This window comes from Actinobaculum suis, from assembly GCF_900102025.1.
Lineage (GTDB): Bacteria > Actinomycetota > Actinomycetes > Actinomycetales > Actinomycetaceae > Actinobaculum > Actinobaculum suis.
Window position 1 is genome coordinate 1 of sequence record NZ_FNAU01000020.1, and the last position, 19,208, is coordinate 19,208.

At 57.8% G+C, this 19,208-nt stretch carries 15 protein-coding genes; 3 read left to right on the top strand and 12 right to left on the bottom strand.

The genetic code is table 11. The features are described 5' to 3' along the window. Positions 1 to 169 precede the first annotated feature (169 nt). The 8 genes from BLT47_RS08375 to hrcA form a co-directional block, all read right to left on the bottom strand. A complete protein-coding gene (locus BLT47_RS08375) occupies positions 170 to 1,843 on the bottom strand; it encodes an alpha/beta hydrolase family protein (protein WP_083330187.1) in 1,674 nt (557 codons plus the stop codon). Next, positions 1,843 to 2,754 carry a GTPase Era gene (gene era / locus BLT47_RS08380; protein WP_074663774.1) on the bottom strand — a complete coding sequence of 304 codons (912 nt, stop codon included), beginning with the start codon at positions 2,752 to 2,754 and terminating at the stop codon, positions 1,843 to 1,845. The genes BLT47_RS08375 and era overlap by 1 nt, the downstream gene beginning before the upstream one ends. A 284-nt stretch (positions 2,755 to 3,038) precedes the next feature. Continuing rightward, positions 3,039 to 4,298 (bottom strand): hemolysin family protein, encoded by a 1,260-nt coding sequence (locus BLT47_RS08385; RefSeq protein ID WP_074663777.1) that lies wholly within the window; start codon positions 4,296 to 4,298, stop codon positions 3,039 to 3,041. Next, positions 4,299 to 4,784: an rRNA maturation RNase YbeY gene (gene ybeY / locus BLT47_RS08390; RefSeq protein WP_049619490.1), complete on the bottom strand. Its 486-nt coding sequence runs from the start codon at positions 4,782 to 4,784 to the stop codon at positions 4,299 to 4,301. Beyond that, a complete protein-coding gene (locus BLT47_RS08395; RefSeq protein ID WP_049619491.1) occupies positions 4,781 to 5,758 on the bottom strand; it encodes a PhoH family protein in 978 nt (325 codons plus the stop codon). The genes ybeY and BLT47_RS08395 overlap by 4 nt, the downstream gene beginning before the upstream one ends. Beyond that, positions 5,758 to 6,522, bottom strand: a complete 765-nt coding sequence (locus BLT47_RS08400; RefSeq protein WP_074663782.1) for a 16S rRNA (uracil(1498)-N(3))-methyltransferase — start codon at positions 6,520 to 6,522, stop codon at positions 5,758 to 5,760. The genes BLT47_RS08395 and BLT47_RS08400 overlap by 1 nt, the downstream gene beginning before the upstream one ends. Beyond that, the gene (gene dnaJ / locus BLT47_RS08405; RefSeq protein WP_049619493.1) at positions 6,519 to 7,634 is read right to left on the bottom strand and encodes a molecular chaperone DnaJ; all 1,116 of its coding nucleotides are present in this window, start codon (positions 7,632 to 7,634) and stop codon (positions 6,519 to 6,521) included. The genes BLT47_RS08400 and dnaJ overlap by 4 nt, the downstream gene beginning before the upstream one ends. Positions 7,635 to 7,700: 66 nt before the next feature. Beyond that, positions 7,701 to 8,717 carry a heat-inducible transcriptional repressor HrcA gene (hrcA, locus tag BLT47_RS08410; protein ID WP_049619494.1) on the bottom strand — a complete coding sequence of 339 codons (1,017 nt, stop codon included), beginning with the start codon at positions 8,715 to 8,717 and terminating at the stop codon, positions 7,701 to 7,703. Positions 8,718 to 9,189: 472 nt separating this feature from the next. Between hrcA and BLT47_RS08415 the strand changes: the two genes are divergently transcribed. Beyond that, on the top strand, positions 9,190 to 10,002 hold the full coding sequence (locus BLT47_RS08415; RefSeq protein WP_074663807.1) for a DUF3097 family protein: 813 nt from the start codon (positions 9,190 to 9,192) through the stop codon (positions 10,000 to 10,002). Between the two features lie 202 nt (positions 10,003 to 10,204). Here the strand turns inward: BLT47_RS08415 and hemW are convergent, their stop codons facing one another. The 3 genes from hemW to lepA form a co-directional block, all read right to left on the bottom strand. After that, entirely contained in the window at positions 10,205 to 11,380 is a 1,176-nt protein-coding gene (gene hemW / locus BLT47_RS08420) for a radical SAM family heme chaperone HemW (protein ID WP_074663786.1), read from the bottom strand. Positions 11,381 to 11,562: 182 nt separating this feature from the next. Beyond that, the gene (gene trmB, locus BLT47_RS08425; RefSeq protein WP_083330188.1) at positions 11,563 to 12,615 is read right to left on the bottom strand and encodes a tRNA (guanine(46)-N(7))-methyltransferase TrmB; all 1,053 of its coding nucleotides are present in this window, start codon (positions 12,613 to 12,615) and stop codon (positions 11,563 to 11,565) included. Positions 12,616 to 12,628: 13 nt separating this feature from the next. Next, a complete protein-coding gene (gene lepA / locus BLT47_RS08430) occupies positions 12,629 to 14,482 on the bottom strand; it encodes a translation elongation factor 4 (protein WP_074663791.1) in 1,854 nt (617 codons plus the stop codon). A gap of 485 nt (positions 14,483 to 14,967) precedes the next feature. Between lepA and BLT47_RS08435 the strand changes: the two genes are divergently transcribed. After that, positions 14,968 to 16,284 (top strand): MFS transporter, encoded by a 1,317-nt coding sequence (locus tag BLT47_RS08435; RefSeq protein ID WP_074663795.1) that lies wholly within the window; start codon positions 14,968 to 14,970, stop codon positions 16,282 to 16,284. A 282-nt stretch (positions 16,285 to 16,566) separates the two neighbouring features. Next, positions 16,567 to 17,313, top strand: coding sequence for a class I SAM-dependent methyltransferase (locus BLT47_RS08440; protein WP_074663799.1), 747 nt, complete (start codon positions 16,567 to 16,569; stop codon positions 17,311 to 17,313). A 303-nt stretch (positions 17,314 to 17,616) separates the two neighbouring features. On the opposite strand, the gene BLT47_RS08445 is transcribed toward BLT47_RS08440, so the two are convergent. After that, positions 17,617 to 19,020 carry an MFS transporter gene (locus BLT47_RS08445; RefSeq protein ID WP_074663804.1) on the bottom strand — a complete coding sequence of 468 codons (1,404 nt, stop codon included), beginning with the start codon at positions 19,018 to 19,020 and terminating at the stop codon, positions 17,617 to 17,619. Between the last annotated feature and the right edge of the window lie 188 nt (positions 19,021 to 19,208).

Here is a 19,208-nt window from a genome sequence, read left to right on the forward strand (position 1 = left end):
TGCGCGGAATATGTTTTACGGGACATGGTAGAAGACTACCTTTCTCCGGCTGAACGCCGGGGCTAGCCTATGTCCACCAACAGGGGGTCAGGTCCGTTCCGACCTGCCGCGCACTAGAAGCGGAATGCCACCTAGCCGTTACTGGAAACGAAATTCCAGCCAGCCGCTGCTAGAAAATGCCCGGGAAGGCGTTCCAGTAGCCAAGAGTCAGCAAGAGCGCGATTTGCGAAAGCAGTGCGACGGCGGATATTACTTGCCCGAACGCATTCATGCCGCCCTGTTTGCTAACTTCTGCCAACCTAAAGAGCCAGCTCACGAACCACCACACGGCGCTCAAGGCCAAGAGCACGATAATCAGGTAGCCGCCTTGCACTAAGAGCCGATCTTGCTGATAGTTCAAAGCAATGCGCGCAATGAGGAGCACGTACCAGAGGTAGGCCACCCAGGTAATCACGGTCCAGGCCAGCGAGCGGTTAAGCTGCCCGCCGCTCCCGCCACATTTGGCTAGCGGGCCGCGGTTACCTACCCGGATTAAACCTACGAGTTGCAACAGCCAGGCCAGGCCGGCAAGCAAAATACCGGCCGCCATAACCGCGAGTACCATCTCCCCATTAAGGAAGGTTGGTACTTCTTGGACCGCGCCGGCTTGGTATTGCTGATTCGGTTGGCCGCCCGCCACCCGCGGCTGCGAGTTTGCGGTATAGGGCAGTCCGTTCACCCAGTCAGAAACGTCCTGCATGGCGGCCTCGGAAAGGGTTTTCCGGTTGAGTTGGAGCCCGTGGTCTGCGCCTTCGTAGTAGCGGATCGTTAGGTTCCGATTCCCCGCTTTCTCGAGTTGCTTTGCCATAACCAGCGGGCCTTGAATGGTAGGCATAGATTTATCTGCCGTGCCGTACAGCATCATTACGGGCGCGGTTATTTTTGCTTCATAAGCTGCTGGATCGAAATCTATATATCGGAAGGTTTCTTCCCCAAAATCTTGGCCGAGGATCTTCGGGATCGCATTGATGATCTGGATGGGCGCGCCAATTTCGCGCAGGTAGGCATCCGCGGCGAAAGCTCCTTGCTGCCGGATCGGTAATACCGGCGCAGAAATAAAGGCTACATAGGCCACATCGTAATTACGGGCCGCAATAATCGGCGCTACGAAGCACCCTTCGGAAACCGCGTAGATGCCGACTTCTCCCGGATCTATCCCCGCTTGCTCACGCAAAAACTCCAAGGCGTCTTCATAGTCATCTGCCAGCGCGTTGTAATCGCGGTGCGTCGTCGTGTAATTGGCGATACGTTTTTGGGCGACCATAGTAACGATCCCGGTAGATGCAATCCGGTTCGTTTCCCGTTCAAAAGCAGTGTAACTATCGGTTCCGGTGCCGTGTATGAATACCATTCCGGGAAGCGGCCCGCGCGCTCCCACCGGTTTTTTAATGGTCGCCTGATTTTCGGTGCCGTCGCGCAGCCGGAAGGTAACCACTTCGGTTTCCACCTCATAGGTGCCGACGCGCGCAGTAGGCCCGGCCGTGCCGATTGCCGTATTAGGAGTTTCCGGCTGGATTACTGCTTCCATGGGTTGGGGATGCCAACCCGGGCCGAGCGCGGTGCCGGTCAAAGACAGTATAAGCACCACTACAAGCCAGGATAAAAACTTGCGGTGCCGCGGAATCCAGGCCCGCAAGCCGCCCCGCTGAGACGTCTCCTCCGCGCCTTCTTCCGGCGTGCTTTGGGGACCGTTTTCGGGCGCGCTTTCGGAACCGTTTTCGGGAACCTCTACTTCGGAGGTTTGCGCGGTGGCTTTGGCCGCTCCGGACCCGCGCGGCGTGGAATCATGAGGCCGCTTTAGCATTAGAAACCTAGCCGGTTGAGTAGTTTCGGATCACGCTGCCAATCTTTGGCTACGCGCACGTGCAAATCTAGGAATACCTTGGTGCCAAACAAATGTTCAATCGCGATGCGCGCATCCCGCCCGATTTGGCGCAGGCGACTCCCCTTGCGGCCAATCACGATTCCCTTCTGCGAATCGCGTTCCACATGTAAGGAAGCGTGAATCCGCAACAGCGGCGTGCCCGATTTCGTGGTTGACTCTTGCATTTCGTCGATGGTGACGGCCAGGGAATGCGGCAGTTCTTCGCGCAGTTCTTCCAGCCCGGCTTCGCGAATAAGTTCCGCGATCATCACTTCTTCGGACTGGTCGGTTACTACGTCTAGCGGGTAGAGGGGTGGCGAAAGCGGCAAGCGTTCCAAAATCAGTGCTTCCAGATCTTTTACCTGCTGGCCCTGCACCGCCGAAACCGGGATAATTTCCGCGAACTTGTAACTCTCCGAAACTTCGATGATCTTATCGGGCATTTTTTCGCGGCTGAGCAGGTCAGATTTCGTGATCGCGGCGATTACCGGTGCCTTCGTCTTTGCGGCCATTTCGAACAGGTAGCGGTCCCCCGGGCCCACCTTTTCATCTGCCGGCAGGCACAAAACCACTACGTCAACATCCGCCAGGGAATCGCGCACCATATCGCCAAGCCGTTCCCCCAAAAGTGTGCGGGGGCGGTGCATACCCGGTGTGTCTACGAGGATTGCTTGGCCTTGCGGGCGCGAAATAATAGCGCGGATCACACGCCGCGTAGTTTCCGGACGATTCGAAGTAATCGCCACTTTGCGGCCCACGAGCGTGTTAATCAACGTGGATTTACCCGCGTTGGGCCGGCCAATTACAGCTACAAAACCTGCCCTATAGTTTTCCGGAACGCCCTGATCCATCCCCGTCTCCTCCTAATTATCCGCGCCCGCTACGCCCTGGTTAGGTGCTTGCCGCGCACCGCGCTTCTGCGGTGCGCACCTAGCTTCTGCGGTGCTTGCCGCGTCTCGTTTATGTCGTGCTCAGTAGTGCCAGTGCGGTGGTTTGGCACTACGCACCGCCAAACTGCATTAGCCTATTCTATGCAGTTCTATGCAGTCGCATCTCTATTCAACTGTGTTGCTATACAGATGTGTTGCTATACAGCAGTGTTGCTATACAACTGTGTTGCTATATAGCAGTGTTTCTATGCAGTCGAGTCTGCCACGGGGGTAGCGCGGCTGGCGAGCACCGTGGACAGGTGGTGGCGCCGGCCCTCGAACCGATCGGCTACCAAATGAATCCCTGCTACCTCTCCTTCCGCGTCCCGAATGGGTACGCGGCCCAAAATTTTAGCAAACAGACCCGCTACCGTATCGACGTCGTCGTCTACCAACTCCACCCCAAACAGCTCTCCGAGATCAGTAATTGAGGTGCGCGCGGCCACGCGGTAGGTACCATCGCCAAGGTCCTCAATTTCGGGCGTGGAATGATCATGTTCATCTTCGATTTCACCTACGAGCTCTTCCACCAAATCCTCGATGGTGACCAGCCCGGCAATCCCGCCGTATTCGTCTACCACTACGGCAATATGTACCTGCTCGTTTTGCATTTCCGGCAGGAGCGTATCGATCATCTTCATTTCCGGCACGAAGAAGGGTGCGCGGCACACGTCTTCCACCGTTACGCCCGCGGTATCGTGGCGGTGATGGACGCGGCGAATAACGTCTTTCATGTAGACGACGCCGATAATATCGTCCACGGTTTCCTGGTAAACGGGAACGCGAGAAAAGCCGGAGCGCGTGAACAAAGATAGGGCCTTATCCAAGCTTTGATCGTGTGCGATGGCGACCATATCGGTGCGCGGGACCATCACCTCGCGGACCATCGTATTAGACATATCGAAAAGGGATTCCAGGATATTGCGCTCAGAGTCCTCAATAGCCTCCGATTCGGAAACCCGTTCCACCATTACCGCCAGTTGATCTTCTTGGCGTTGCTCAAACTCTTCCGCCGTGAATTCTTTTTGCCGCACCAGGATCGAAAACAGTGAGGTCACCCCGGAAAGCCACCACCGCGAACCATAAATAATGCGCAGGTGGTGCCGCTGTGCGTAATCCAAGGGATTAAGGAACGCAAAAGCGAGCATCACAACTGCGGTAACTCCGAAGAAGGCCAGGAAGATCAGCCACCAGGAAGTAAGGTCCGTGAGTAAACCAAGCAAGAGCAGCATGCCGTAGCTACTCATAAACAGTGACCGCAATGTGGAAAGCCCCATGGTAGCCGCGGGGCGGCGGGCCAGAATGCGCACCACTTGGGTGGAACCCTTTTTCCCTTCTTCTTGACCGCTGGCTGCCTCGGTGCGGGTCATGCGCGCTAGCGCGGTGCCTACCAGCGTGCACCACCATCCCAGGCAGAGGCAGAGTGCGGCGCCAATGTAGAAGGGTGCGGATAAGAGTGCGAGCACCTAAACCTCCGTGGGTTTTGGATCACCGCCGCCGCGTTCGGCGAGGAAAATCAGGAGCAATTGGCGTTGCAAAGCAAACATTTCTGCTTTGGTTTCGGGCGTGGTGTGGTCGTAGCCAAGCAAGTGCAAAATCCCGTGTGTTACTAGGAGCAGCACTTCTTCGGCCACGGAATGACCCATGGTGAGAGCTTGCCGGCGCGCTACTTGCGGGCATACCGCAATATCACCCAAGGTTCCCGGTTGCGGTTCGGTACCGGGGGCAGCGGGCCGCAATTCGTCCATGGGGAAGCTCATCACATCGGTGGGCCCATCCAGATCCATCCAAGTTTTGTGCAGTTCGGCCATCGCTTCTTCATCTACGAGCGCCACCGTTAGATCAGCTTGGGGATGCACGCGCATATTATCCATCACGTAACGTGCTAGTTCGCTGATTTCTTCTAGATCTATTGCCGGGCTAAACCCGGATTCGTCCACTACGTCTATCACTTCTCGTCCCTCGCATCCCACCGCGCATAGGCATCGATGATTTCTGCCACCAACCGGTGCCGAACCACGTCTGCACTGGAAAGCTCTGAGAAGTGTATACCCGGAACGTCCCGCAAAATGCGCCGCACCTGCAAGAGCCCCGACTTTTTGGCGCCCGGCAAATCGATTTGGGTAACGTCACCTGTCACCACCATTTTCGAGTTGAAGCCCAAGCGGGTAAGGAACATTTTCATTTGTTCCGGAGTGGTGTTTTGAGCCTCATCTAAGATGACGAAAGCATCATTGAGGGTGCGGCCGCGCATATACGCTAACGGCGCTACTTCGATCGCCCCGGCCCCCATGAGTTTCGGTATGGCTTCCGAATCGAGCATTTCGTACATGGCGTCATAAAGAGGGCGCAGGTAGGGATCGATTTTTTCGTTCAGGGAGCCGGGTAGGTAGCCCAGGGATTCTCCGGCTTCCACGGCCGGGCGAGTCAAAATTATCCGTTTCACACTGTGATTGGTTAGCGCCACCACGGCTTTGGCTACCGCCAGATAGGTTTTCCCGCTCCCGGCCGGCCCGATCCCGAAGGTGATGGAATTATTATCAATGGCATCCACATATGCTTTTTGGCCAATGGTTTTGGGCCGGATGGTTTTCCCGCGCACCGTCAAAATATCGGTTTGGATCAGCGCGGTTGGTTTGGCCAGGCCATCTTTAGCAATTTTGATGGCGCGTTCCACCGAATCGCGGGTAAGCATTTCCCCGCCTGCGGCTACGTCAATTAGCTCTTCAATAAGTGATTGGGCCAGGTCGAGTTCCGGGCCGGAGCCGCGCACCGTAATCCGATGCCCGAGCGCATACACTTCCACCGGTTCCAGCCCGGCTTCTAGCGCCCGCAGTACTTCGTCACGCCGGCCGAGCACATTAATCATAGATACGTGCTCCGGCACCGTAATCTGCCGCATTTCCAAATGTGCTGGTTCTGTCATTAATCCCTATCGTAGCGGGCCGTGGCTCGTAAAGCGTGCACTGTGGCAAGCGCGTATGGCCCGGCGGTGGCTGCCCGTAACACGTGTGGGGCCAAGAGTACGGGCACTCCCCCGGCCTTTTCCAGGGCGGCTAGTTCACCGCTACTGATTCCACCTTCTGGGCCGATAATAATCCACACTGCTTGCGCAGAAGCAACTGCCGCTACCTGCGTGAGCGGCAAGCTTGCACTCTCATGGCAGACGAGCACGCAGGCCCCGGTTTCTACGGCCGCGCTCACCTGTGCGGTTAGCTGGTTAGTAGTAACTGGCTCGTGAACGCAGGGCACATAAGCGCGCCGGGATTGTTTGGCCGCGGCGCGGGCTACGGCCTGCCAGCGCGCCACTCCTTTTTCTTCTTTCCCGCGCCAGCGCACTACCGTGCGTTCGGATTGCCAGGGCAGGAAATCCCACGCCCCGAACTCGGTTGCGGTCTCTACGGCTTGTTCATCTCGCCCGCCCTTTGCGAGGGCTTGCACGAGCGTTATCGGGCAACTCGGGGCGGCAATCCGTTCTACTTCCAGCACCCGAGTAAGTACTTCGCGCTTAGTAATATCGGTGACGGTACACGTGGCGCGGGTGCCAGCGCCGTCGCTAATATAAATCTCTTCGCCGGTGCGGATGCGCCGCACTTGGGCAGCATGGCGGGCTTCCTCCCCCGTAAGTGCAAGCGAACTACCTGGGCTCGCCGTAGCGGCCGGGCCGGCCAGGAACAGTGGGAGCGTCACCGGTTAGCAAACCTTTCTTTTAGTTTGGAGAAGAAGGATTGGTCACCGGAACTCATTTCCGCGTCCGTGAAGGATTCGCCGCGCAAGGTAGCGAGTTGTTCGAGCAGTTCGCGCTGCTGACTATCTAGATCGCGCGGGGTGGTAACGGCTACCGTCATGCGGATATTGCCGCGGTCTTTCCCGTTCATGCGGGTTACGCCCAGGCCCTTCATGGTGAGTACCGTGCCGGAATTGGTGCCGGCCGGGATTTCTAGTTCCTGTTCCCCATCGAAGGTAGGCACGGTGATCGTTGCCCCAAGAGCGGCGGAAGTCATGGGGATTTGTACTTCCGCGAGCAGGTCGGATCCGGACCGCTGGTAGATACGGTCTTCCTTGACGGTGACCTCCACATAAAGGTCCCCGTACCCGCCACCTTGCCGGCCGGCGTCGCCCTCATTGGAGAAACGCAACTGCATGCCGGATTCCATTCCGGCCGGGATCTTCACGTGAATGGTTTTCTTTTCCCGCACGCGGCCTTCGGCGCCGCAATCTGGGCAGGGGCTGGCAATAATCGTGCCGTGCCCTTCGCATTCCGGGCACGGAGCTTGGGTAATCATCTGCCCAAACAGGGAGTTAGAAACCCGTTGTACCATGCCCGCGCCGTGACAGTTGGTGCAGGTAATCGGCTCCGTTCCCGGCGCGCACCCGTCCCCTTCGCACGTGTGGCAACGCACGTACAAAGTGGTATCGATATCCCGTTCGCTACCGAAAATAACGTCTTTGAGTTCTACCGAAATGCGTAGGAGAGAGTCTTGGCCACGTTGCCCGCGCGGGGCCGGCCCGCGCGAAGAACTGGCTCCGCCCATACCACCCATACCGCCGAAGAAGGTGTTGAAGATGTCTCCCATGCCGAAATCAAAACCGCCGCCTTGGGCCGAACCACCCATATCGTATTTGCGGCGCGACTCTTCATTGGAGAGAACCGTGTAGGCCTCATTGACGGCCTTATATTCTTCCGCTTTTTCCGGACCGGCATGGTCGGGATGCAGTTTCCGGGAAAGGCGCAGATACGCTTTGCGGATCTCGTCTTGGCTCGCATCGCGTGCAACGCCCAGTGTTTCGTAGTAATCCACTCGATTATCCTCGTTGTTTTAGTTTCGGTGCCACGTGGGCCAGATCAGCTTACTAGCTCGCCGAGGTTATTGCTCACTGAGAATCCGGGAGAGATACTTGGCGACCGCGCGCACGGCCACCATATTTCCCGGATAGTCCATGCGGGTAGGCCCAATCACCCCGAGCCGGGCTACCGCATCCCCGCGCACATCGTAAGTAGAGGCCACTACCGAGGTTTCCGCCAGATCTTCGTGTTCGTTTTCCGCGCCAATGGAAACGGCGATCCCGGTATCCATATCTGCCAGGAGTTTGAGCAAGATAACCTGTTCTTCCAAAGCGTCCAGCACCGGAGCGATAGTCCGCGTGAAATCGACGGCGTGCCGGGAAAGATTGGCCGTGCCCGCCAAAGCAAGCCGGTCCTCAGTTTCCGCGGAAGCGGCGACGTCGATCACCTCCGCCACAATGTTGGCGATAGTTGACTGCGGCGCAGGTAGCTGCGTGGCCTCCTGGCGGATTTTTTGTGCTGCCTCCGCCAGTTGGTTGCCAACTGCGGCCGCGTTAAGTTCGCGCGAAAGGGTTTCCACAGTTTCTTCTCCCACCGGGCGGCGCAGCCGCAATACGCGTTGCTCTACCCGGCCCGCACTGGTGATCAACACCAATACCGCCAAGGTTTCGCCGGTAGGGATAAGTTCAAGGTGCCGGAGTGTCACTCTTTCCAAAGAAGGGTACTGCACCACCGCCACTTGCTGGGTGATCTGCGAAAGCAAACGCGCGGCGCGCGATAGCACATCATCTAGATCTACTGCCCCCTCCAAAAGCTTTTCAATCGCGCGCCGTTCCCCGGCGGAAAGCGGGCGCAAACGATCAATCGAATCCACAAAGTGGCGGTATCCGGCGTCGGTGGGGATACGGCCCGCCGAGGTGTGCGGCTGGGCGATGAGTCCTTGCTCTTCCAGCACCGCCATATCATTGCGCACGGTTGCCGGCGAGACCCCTAGGCGATATCTTTCCACCAGCCGTTTTGAACCCACCGGTTCACTAGTGGTGACGTAATCGCGAATGATCGCCTCCAGCACTCGTTCGCGTCGTTCTGCTGTTGCCATAGTCCTCCTCCGCCGGGCACGTTCCTAAGCCGTTCGCCTCGTACTGCGCTGGTAACTTCGCCTCGTACTGCGCTAGCTTCCAGTACTTTCGGCTCCGGTACTTTCGGCACTAGTACTTTAGGCACTAGTACTTTCGGCACTAGTACTTTAGGCACTAGTACTTTAGGCACTAGCACTTTGGCCTCCAGCACTCGACGCGCCCGAGTGCTAATTCTACGCGGTTTGCAGTAAAGAGCCATACGCTGTGATCGTGAATTTCTCTACCGGGTGGAATGATCGCTACGGCCGCGATGTACTTGCTAATTCTTCAGCCGCCAGCGCAGACGCTGAATCGCAGGGCACTTCCCCAGTTTCTAGGCTGGGTTCTGGGGTGGGTTCTGGGGTGGGTTCTGGGGTGGGTTCTGGGGTGGGCGGCGCTCGACCTGCCGGCAGCGCTGACCGCGCCCGTCTTGCTACTTATGGGGCGCAGGACTTGGAAGCTTTAGAGGCTAGCCGGCGGGTTGCTTCGCGCCCGGTGGTTGCTGAGCCGGGGTTGGTGGTGGAAGACGTTGCCTCCGGTTTTGTGGGTGAAATCATGCGCGTGGCCAAACGTGCCGGGATTTGGCAAATGGAGTTGGAAGACCGTTACGGGGCGCGGCGGTTTTTCCCGCTCGGGCGCGGCTGGTGGATTGAGGGGCAGCCGGTGGATTTGCAGCCTCCGGTAGCGGCGCCCTCGCCGCGGCGCCAAGTGACCGCTTCTGGTTCTTTTCATGTGCGGGCTCGGGCACGGGTGGCCCGCGCTTCCCGGATTTGGGTGGAAGGCAAGCACGACGCCGAACTGGTGCAAAAAGTCTGGGGTGAAGATTTAGCGCTGGAAGGCGTGGTGGTAGAAGAACTCTTGGGTGTGGATAACCTCCAGGCCGTGCTCGATGATTTTCAGCCTTCGCAAACCCGGCGCGCGGGAGTACTAGTGGACCATTTGGTTGGCGGTTCCAAAGAATCCCATCTGGCCTGCCAGGCTGCCCGGCCCGGCGTGCTGATTTTGGGCCACCCTTATGTGGATGTGTGGCAAGCGGTGAAACCGGCCGCGCTTGGTATCCCGGCCTGGCCCGAAGTTCCCCGCGGGGAAGATATTAAAACCGGAACTTTACGCCGGCTGGGCTGGCCGCATGCCACTAAGGAAGATATTGGCCGCGGCTGGGCACGCATTCTTTCCTGCGTGCATTCCTACAAAGACCTCGAACCATCTCTTTTGGGCCGCATGGAAGAACTTATCGATTTCGTGACCGCCCCAGCCGCCAACTAACCCGGCCGGCTTCCCGCGGTGCCAACTAACCCGGCTGCCAACTAAGCTTTACCGCAAATCCGGGTTTGGCGGTTCGGTGCAGCAAATCCGCCTTTGCAGGCCAGCGTTTCAGGCCAGCGCTTCAGGCCTGATGCTTCGCCTCCCAGCTCTTCCGCCCGCTACTTCAGTCCGGTATTTCAGTCCGGTATTTCCGCCCGCTATTTCAGTCCGCTGCTTCGTCCGGTATTTCGTCTGGTATTTCATCCCATAGAACCCGGGTTACGGTATCGGCAAGAAGCCGGCCTCTGCGCGTCAAAACGAGTTTGCCGCTAGCCAGTGCCGCGGCGGAAAGTAAACCGTCCGCGCGCAAAGCATCAATAGTATTCGGATCGCTACCCGCGGGGATTTCAATACCGTGCCGGGTGCGAATCCCGAGCATAATACGTTCTTCTAGCTGCTCGCGCGCGCCGAGAATTTCCCGGCCTTGCACTGGCAATGCCCCTGTTTCGAGCCGTTGTGCGTAGGCGAGAGGGTGTTTCACATTCCAAAATCTTTCGCCATTAATGTGGCTATGCGCGCCGGGGCCGTATCCCCACCAGGAAGCATTTTCCCAATAGTAGAGATTATGGCGGCAGGCATAACCGGGTTTGGCCCAGTTAGAGATTTCATACCACTGGTAACCGGCGGCGCTCAGTTTCGAATCCGCAAGTTCATATTTATCGGCCTGCATATCTGGATCGGGCGCGGCAAGTAGGCCGCGTTTTATTTGCTGGCCCATTTTCGTGCCCGGTTCCACAATCAACCCGTATGCGGAAATGTGTTGCGGTTCCAGGGCGATTGCCGCGTCCACAGATTCTTCCCACTGTGCCATGGTTTCTCCCGGGGCGCCGTAGATAAGATCCACCGAAAAGCTCACGCCAAGTTCCCGCGCCCACCGCGCCACACGTTCCAGCTGCCCGGGTGTGTGTTTGCGATCCAAAGTGGCTAATACTTCCGGTACCGCGCTTTGCATCCCGAAGGAAAACCGGTTGATCCCAGCTTTGCGCAGCGCTTCCAGTTTTTCGGCGTGCACGGTTTCCGGGTTTGCTTCCGTGGTGATTTCTGCGCCCGGTTCCAAACCGAAAGTGGCGCGCAGTTTTTCGACGACGCCGCCCAGCTGCGCCGCCTCCAGCATGGTAGGTGTGCCCCCGCCAAAGAAGATGCTGCGCAGCGCGGCCTGGTTTGCACCGGTATCAAGCATGCGTGCTGAAAGTTCGATCTCGGTGGCTAAGGTTTGCGGGAAATCGGTGAGGGCTGCCCCGTGCCCAAAGTTCAGCTTCGTATAGGTATTGAAATCGCAATACCCGCAGCGGGCCCGGCAGAAAGGAATATGCACATAGGCGGAAAACCCGCCGCTCACGTCTGGGTGAGCAAGCTTGCCGGGTAGCTCGCGCGGTCCGGAAAACTCGCGCTGTCCGGGAAACTCGGGCGCGCCGGATAAACCCGGGGTCTCCCTCGCGCCGGGTAAACCGGGCTGGCCGGGTTGTGCTGTAGCTCCCGGCCCGGTAGCTGAAACAGGGATTGTGGCAGGCACGGTTCGGCTCAGCTTTCCGCCTCTGCCACCGGCATAGATTCGGCACTCGCCGTTTGGGTTTCACTATCAGGTGCGGGCCTGGCTGCCGGCGCTACGGCTGCCTTGGTGCCGGCTTGGCCGGCCCGTGGCTGGCGCAGTACGGCGAGGTCGTGCACGGTACGGCCGGCTTCTTTGCCGCGCTGTTCGAAACGGGTGAGCACGCGGCCTTCCCACCGGGGCGCGAACCCGCCGCGGGAAGGCTGCGGATCTTGCGGATCAGGATTTTGCCCGGCGTGCGGGTTGGTGAAATAGGGACTGGCTTCTACTACGTCCCGCATTTGCCAGGCATAGTTATCCCAATCGGTGGCCAGGCGCCACACTCCGCCGTCCTCCAAGATGCCCGCCGCGGTAGCTGCGAATAGCGGGGCTACGAGCCGGCGCTTGTGGTGCTTTTTCTTGCGCCACGGATCGGGAAAGAAGGTCCAAATCTCCGCGGCCCGCCCGTTGCGTGCTCCTGGATGCGCAGGGTCAATTTCGGCACCGCAAGCCAAAGCCCGCGCCGGATCATTTTCGCCCGCACTTTTCAGCCCAAAAAGCACGGGGAGTGCTTGGGCGGCGTCGGCCCGCAAAATACGCACGTTTTTCACTCCGACACGCACGGCAGCGGCTACGCACCTTTCCGCACCCGGATCCCAAGCTTCCACCATAAGCACGTTAACCTGCGGATTTCGCACCGCGTAGGCAATCCCCTGCTCCCCCGAACCGGGACCGATTTCCACCACTAAAGGTGCCTCGCGGCCAAAGTGCTCCGCAATATTAGGGGCGCGCGCCGGATCTACCGTGGTGAGCACAGGCCCTGGATCCATCGGCAAAATTAGTTCTGGGTGGGCGGCAAAAACCCCGGCTTGGCGTTTGCCTAACCGGGAACCCCGCAAAGAAAAGGATCGTATCCGCCAGTGTTCCCGCGCCGGTGCGGCTTCCGAAATAGCTTCCGCCTGCGCATCACTACCGGAAACCTCCGCTTTTGGCGGTGTGGGTACGGCGTCGGGAACTACGGGATCATTGCGGTTTGTATCTGCCACGTGCCAGCCTTACTTATTTGCTTGTGGGAGCATCGGAGGTGAGGGCGGCGATGAAGGCATCATTGGGTACTTCCACCCGGCCGATGGACTTCATGCGCTTCTTGCCTTCCTTCTGTTTTTCGAGGAGCTTACGCTTACGCGAAACATCGCCGCCGTAGCACTTGGAGAGCACGTCCTTACGCAGGGCCTTAATAGTTTCGCGGGCGATCACGCGCGAACCGATGGCGGCTTGCACGGGCACTTCGAATTGCTGGCGAGGAATGAGCTCTTTGAGTTTCTTCGTCATCTGGTTGCCGTAGGCATAGGCCTTATCCCGGTGCACGATGGCGGAGAAAGCATCTACCTTCTCATAGTTGAGGAGCACGTCTACCTTCACCAAATCGGCTTCTTGTTCACCGGCCAGGTTGTAGTCCAGCGAAGCATAGCCCTTGGTACGGGACTTGAGCTGGTCAAAGAAATCCATAACTACTTCCGCTAGCGGGAGCGTGTACTGCAATTCCACGCGTTCCGGGGAAAGATAGTCCATGCCTTTCATGGTGCCGCGCCGATCCTGGCACAGTTCCATCACGGTTCCCACATAATCGGAAGGCGTGAGCATCGTGGCATCCACTACCGGTTCGTAAATCGCCTTGACCTTCCCTTCCGGGAATTCGGAAGGATTGGTGACCTCGATCGTCGAACCATCTTCGGCAATCACGCGGTACACCACAGAGGGCGCGGTGGCAATAATATCGAGGTCGAATTCGCGTTCCAGCCGCTCCCGAATAATCTCCAGGTGCAGCAACCCTAAGAACCCGCACCGGAAACCGAAGCCGAGAGCCACCGAAGTTTCGGGCACGTAAGTAATCGAGGCATCATTGAGCCGCAGCTTATCGAGAGCGTCCCGCAAAGCTGGGAAATCAGAACCATCTACCGGGTACAGGCCCGAATAGACCATGGATTTGGCGTCCTCATAGCCTTCCAAAGGTTCGGGCGCCGGGTTGGTAGCGCTGGTGATCGTATCCCCCACGCGGGTTTGCCCCACCTCCTTCACCCCGGTAATAAGATAACCAACTTCGCCTACCCCCAGGCCTTTCGTGGCCTTCGGTTCTGGTGAGATGACGCCGAGTTCGCTTACTTCATGTACATCGTTAGTGGCCATGGTGCGCACCTTTTCGCTGGGGTCAAATTCCCCATCGACCACTCGAATATAGGTAATAACCCCGCGGTAGGTGTCATATATCGAATCGAAAATAAGGGCCCGCCCGGGTGCATCGGCATTTCCTTGCGGTGCCGGAATTTCGGCCACAATCCGGTCTAAAAGGGCTTCTACCCCTTCCCCAGTTTTCCCGGAGACCGCGATGCATTCACTTTCGTCAACGCCGAGTAGGTTCGAGATCTCGGCGGCGTATTTTGCCGGGTCGGCGGAAGGTAAATCGATTTTATTGAGCACCGGGATGATTGTTAGATCGTTTTCCAGTGCCATATACAGATTCGCCAAAGTTTGGGCTTCGATCCCCTGGGTTGCGTCTACCAGAAGAAGCGCGCCTTCGCAGGCCGCCAAAGATCTATTGACTTCATACGAGAAGTCCACGTGGCCGGGCGTATCAATCATGTTTAGGGCATAAGCCTGCCCTTCTACCGTCCACGCCATGCGAACCGCCTGGCTTTTAATGGTAATCCCGCGTTCGCGTTCAATATCCATCCGGTCCAGGTATTGCTCGCGCATCTCCCGCTGCTCTACAACACCTGTTAGTTGTAGCATCCGGTCCGCCAATGTTGATTTGCCGTGGTCAATATGGGCAATAATGCAGAAATTGCGGATCAGTTCCGGTGGCGTCTGGCCGGGCTGGATCGCCGCGACCTCTTTACTCGAAGATGTGGGCACAGTTCTCCTTTATATAAAGTACGGAGACATTGTAGTCGGTACCGGCCGGTAAATCAGCTTCCCCTCATTCGTGTCACATCCACCACTGCATGGCCGAAATCCCCTTCCACTCTTACCCGTAGGGGCAACCATCCAACCTTTTATCAACTCTGCCCAGTTTTAACCGCTGCTCGGATAAGAGGATGAAACGCCTTAGGCGGTAAAAAAGCAAGGGCGCACCAAGTAAATTTCGCGCACGACGCTTGAACACCTATTTGAAAATCCCTGGTAAAACCTAAATAAACCCCCAGACCGCGGCGCGACATGACAGATCTCACGCGTAATTCTTTTTTTTGGGGGGGGGTGTTCCAATCTTTCAGTTCCGGTAAAGTTTTTTAGTATCGACTACCTTTTTTACCGCTCGCTCGGCCAATGCCGGAACAGTTAGTGTCGTTGCGGGGACCCTCCGCGCGTCACTCCAAAGAATATGTTATTGGGAGATATATATGGCACTCACGCATAAGCGCGATTACGGTTGGTGGTTAGGGGCAACGACGACGGACATGCTCGGCCGCTCCAGCCAGAACCTCGCACTACCCTTCACCATCGTGGGGGTCACGGGTTCCACAGCAGTGGCGGGAAATATCCAGACTCTCGGTCTGATTGCCAAGCTTTCGGTAATTTTATTGGGCGGCGTGCTCATCGACCGCATGGATCGGCGGCATGCCATGTACCTGCGCGGAACCATCGGAGCAGTTTTGTGGGGCATCTTGGCCGTGCTCATTATGCTCGACATCGTGCCACTCTGGGGCATCGCGGCGATCGTCCTTCTCGTGAGTATCTCGGACGGACTTTTCGGCCTGGCCGATAACGTGGCACTGCGCTCGATTATGCGCGATCCCAAAGAATACGTACAAGCCCGCGGGATGAGCCAGGCGCGCGACGCCGTCGTACAGGTTTCCGGGGAGCCCATTGGAGGACTCCTGTACAACCTCGGAAAATCTGTACCCTTCTTCTTTGCTTCCGCGTGCCTGGCATTTATGACCTTCTGCGCACACATGATCCGCGCTGATCTACGCCCGCGCCCGGCAGACGAGGAAAAAGAAAACCCGGAAGGCGCTACGGCCACCGATACTGCTGCCGGTGCCGGCGGTACCGGTAATTCCTCCACCGAGGGCGGGGAAACCAGCCGCCATCCGATACGCGCCGCCTTAGCCGATACCGTTTTCGGTTTCCGGTATTTGTTTGGCGAACCGCGGCTGCGGCGCCTGGTGATTGCCAATACCTTCATTGGTTCAGGGATGGCCGCCGTCATTTGCGCCGTGAATTTCCATCTGATTTCGCTCGACTATACGCCCCTGCAGATTTCCCTACTTTCGGTTCTGTATGCCGTCATGATGATGTTCGGGGCCATGCTTGCCTCGCGCCTCTCCCCACGCCTGCCTGGCGGAAAAACTATTGCTCTGGCCGTGCTAGGAATGACTGGCATTTCCACGCTGGCAGTGTTCTTCCATGACTACAGCCAATTGCTCTTCTTCCTGGGAATTTATGGGCTGTTCACGCCTTTCATTGGAACCATGCTCGGCGGTTACACCTTCTCCATTATCCCCACCGAGTTGCAGGGCCGCACTTCTTCCGCGGCCTCCATCCTGGAATACGGCCTCACCGCGTTCATACCACTCATTACCGGCAATCTTGTGTACGGAGGCAATCCGCAGCTCGCCTTCAGCATCGGCGTCGTCTTGAATGGATTCGCTTTCCTCCTGCTCTTGAACCGCCACGTGCTTTCCATTGGCACCCCTTCCACCTGGGAGGTGGCCTAAAGCAACAGAACACTGGCGCGGCGGCGCGAACTGCCGCCACTCTGCTTCCGGCCGAAGATTCGCGGGTGAAACGAAACTTTTGCGCGGCGGCGCGGCATCCGAAACCACGCGACCTTCAACCATCCAATTGACTGATTGATGCGTGCCGGCTAGGCTCAGCGGGAAGTCTATGGACGGAAAGAAGTCTATGGACGAAAACTTGCCCTCGCTCTTGGAAAGAGGCCAAAAACTCGCCCTCCTCCTATGTAAGGGGCCGGAAATGAGAAAGGTACCTCGGTAGCTATGCCCGCCACGCAGAAGGTTTTGGACAAATACTGGTCACAACGCGCCCGCGCTTACCACGATCATCAAGCCGCTTCTGAGCGCGCTGCCGCTGATCGCGAACTGTGGACGAGCATTTTTGCGCGCCACATGCCCGGAAAGTCTTTACGGGTTCTCGACGTCGGCACCGGGCCCGGTTACGTGGCCCATATTCTTGCCGATTTGGGGCACACCGTGATCGGGCTGGACGCTGCACCGGGCATGCTTGCCCAAGCCAATGCTGAAGCTAGCGCCCGTAAATCCGCCGGCCTACCCTACGCCACTTTCCAACTGGCAGACGTTACCGAAATTCCCGCCGAACTGGGACAGTTCGACGCCGTCACCAGCAGGTATTTGCTGTGGACTTTACGGGAAGCACAGACCGCTATAGAACAATGGGCGCAGGTCTTGCGACCGGGCGGCATGATTATCGCCGCGGACGCAAACTGGTATAGCGCAGGAGTACCAGCAGATCTGGAAGTGGAGTGCGACGGCTCCCCCGATTCCTTCGTGCAAACCTACAGCGATTCTGTATTGGCTGAGCTTCCGCTCGCGCAAGCTTCCAGCCCAGAAGAATACGCCCGAACGATGCGCGCAGCCGGCTTGGAACAAGTGGAGATCCACTGGCTGCCGGAAGTACAAGAACTCGATCGCCGCTTCGGCCTCGCCCCCGGGCACGAATCAAAACCCAACTTCCTCCTCACTGCAGTTACCCCGGCGGCTAGCTAAAGTTCAGCCGGCAACTACCTAAAGTTCAGATGTGAGGCGCTCGCATGGGCCTCACCACGGGTAGGAGCTAGAGAAGCCAGGAATCCCTGCAGAAATTTTATTCACGGAGTGGCAAGCGGAGACTCATCTTGGCAAGTAGCGTTCGGCGGTGCTAACGACGCCCCTTTCTACTTGCTTGGCGAACCGCTGGGCGGTAGCTCGGCACCCGCCCAGCGGCATAGTCTAGATTCCTAGCATCCTCGCCTTATTCAGCTTGCTTTACCCCGAAGGCAGAGCGCCAGTGAGGGGAGATTCGTTTCCGCACTATTCCGCCTGCTTCACCGAATCGAATTCTCGGGTTGCTGGGAGGCCACGTAACCCGGGCGCAGCGATGGCAACTACCAGCGCGATGAGCGTGATAACGGCGCAGATCAGCTGGGTAGAACTCCAACCGAGGTACTCTAGCGCAAATCCCGCAAGAGTGGACCCGAGAATCGGCGCTAGCCCCACACCCATGCGGAACACAGTCGAAACACGTCCAAGGATATCGCGCGGGGTGCGCAGCATCTGGTATGCCCCGAGGTAGGAGTTCATCGCAATAATCAAAAGATTGGTGAAGAAAAACAGGATTGCAATTATCCACCACACGCGAGTTGTGGCCATGACCACCAAGCACACCAATTGCACGAATAACTCTGCCTTCACCACACGCATTCCTGGCAGTATTGTCTGCCATCGATTACTGAGCATGCCGCCAAGAATCGCTCCCATTGAGAAGACCGAGAACGTGATACCAATAACCCAGCTGGGATTGTTATCCGCCTGGAGCTGGAGCTCCACCGCTGTGATCGAAATTGCCGAGCCCAGATTAAACACAATGAGCACAAGTAGTATTGCGCGAATATCCGGGTGTTTTCCCACCCATGTGGCTCCCCGAACAAGCCTGATGAAGAACGTTTCGGGTGCGGAGTCCTGTTGCTTGCCTGCATCGTCGTTTGGGTCAGCACTTTTATCTGGAACATCCCCGCCGGCAGTGTCTGCGAGCTCACCTCCGTCCCGAGCTTCAGGAGCCGATCCCTCGTCTCCTCGCCCACCGGCCCTAGAATCGACCTCCCCTGCGCCGGGCTCGCCGTGAAGAGGGGTTTTGATCGTTGCCGCGGACCAGAGCAGTCCCAGCGAGCACAGCGCATTAATGAGGAACGGCACCGCGCTCGCCAGCCCGTAGAACGCTGCGCCCACCGGCGCCGCAACGGTCCCCACGGCCGCATCGCGCGTATCGTTGAGAGAAAGCCCGCGCGTCAACTCACTCCCGTGAAGAATCTGCGGAAGCATCGCGTTCGTCAGCGACCCAAACGTTCCGCCAACCACCCCGCTCAACGCCGCAAATCCGAACAACAACGCGGTATTGAGCGCCCCCGCCACAATCAGCACCGTCAGCGACCCGTAAACCACGCACAGCGATATCCCGTAGAGCCGCAGAAGCGTGCGCTGATTGCGTGAATCGACCACGTAACCGCCGTAAAACATCGCCACAAAATTCACGAGGCTACGCATCGCACCAACAAGACCAGCAATCACCACATCTCGCGTCACCGCATACGTCAGTAGCGTAAACGCCATCGACGCGATCTGCGTACCGATCTCCGCGCTCGTATCCCCAATCCACCAGTTGCGATAATCGGCCCGCTCGCTCAGCAACCGTACATCGCCAGATTTTTTATTATTCACTTTGCATCCCTCATTTACCCGCCCGAAAGCATCCGCCTGCGCGAATTGTGACTTTTTATCTTTGCGTTCCTAACACAATTTCTCGAGACAGACGGGCCCGACCCCCGGAAAGTGGACATGGGGGTGGTGTTTATGCTGCAAGGTCAAGTGTAGCTGACGCGTGTTTTTCGAAGGTGTCTGGGGCCTGG

Bases quoted from the DNA above. Each gene is read 5' to 3' on its own strand.
- BLT47_RS08440 (WP_074663799.1), top strand. From the start codon at position 16,567: ATGCCCGCCACGCAGAAGGTTTTGGACAAATACTGGTCACAACGCGCC.
- hrcA (WP_049619494.1), bottom strand. From the start codon at position 8,717: ATGGCAACAGCAGAACGACGCGAACGAGTGCTGGAGGCGATCATTCGC.
- BLT47_RS08375 (WP_083330187.1), bottom strand. From the start codon at position 1,843: ATGCTAAAGCGGCCTCATGATTCCACGCCGCGCGGGTCCGGAGCGGCC.
- BLT47_RS08435 (WP_074663795.1), top strand. From the start codon at position 14,968: ATGGCACTCACGCATAAGCGCGATTACGGTTGGTGGTTAGGGGCAACG.
- era (WP_074663774.1), bottom strand. From the start codon at position 2,754: ATGGATCAGGGCGTTCCGGAAAACTATAGGGCAGGTTTTGTAGCTGTA.
- BLT47_RS08395 (WP_049619491.1), bottom strand. From the start codon at position 5,758: ATGACAGAACCAGCACATTTGGAAATGCGGCAGATTACGGTGCCGGAG.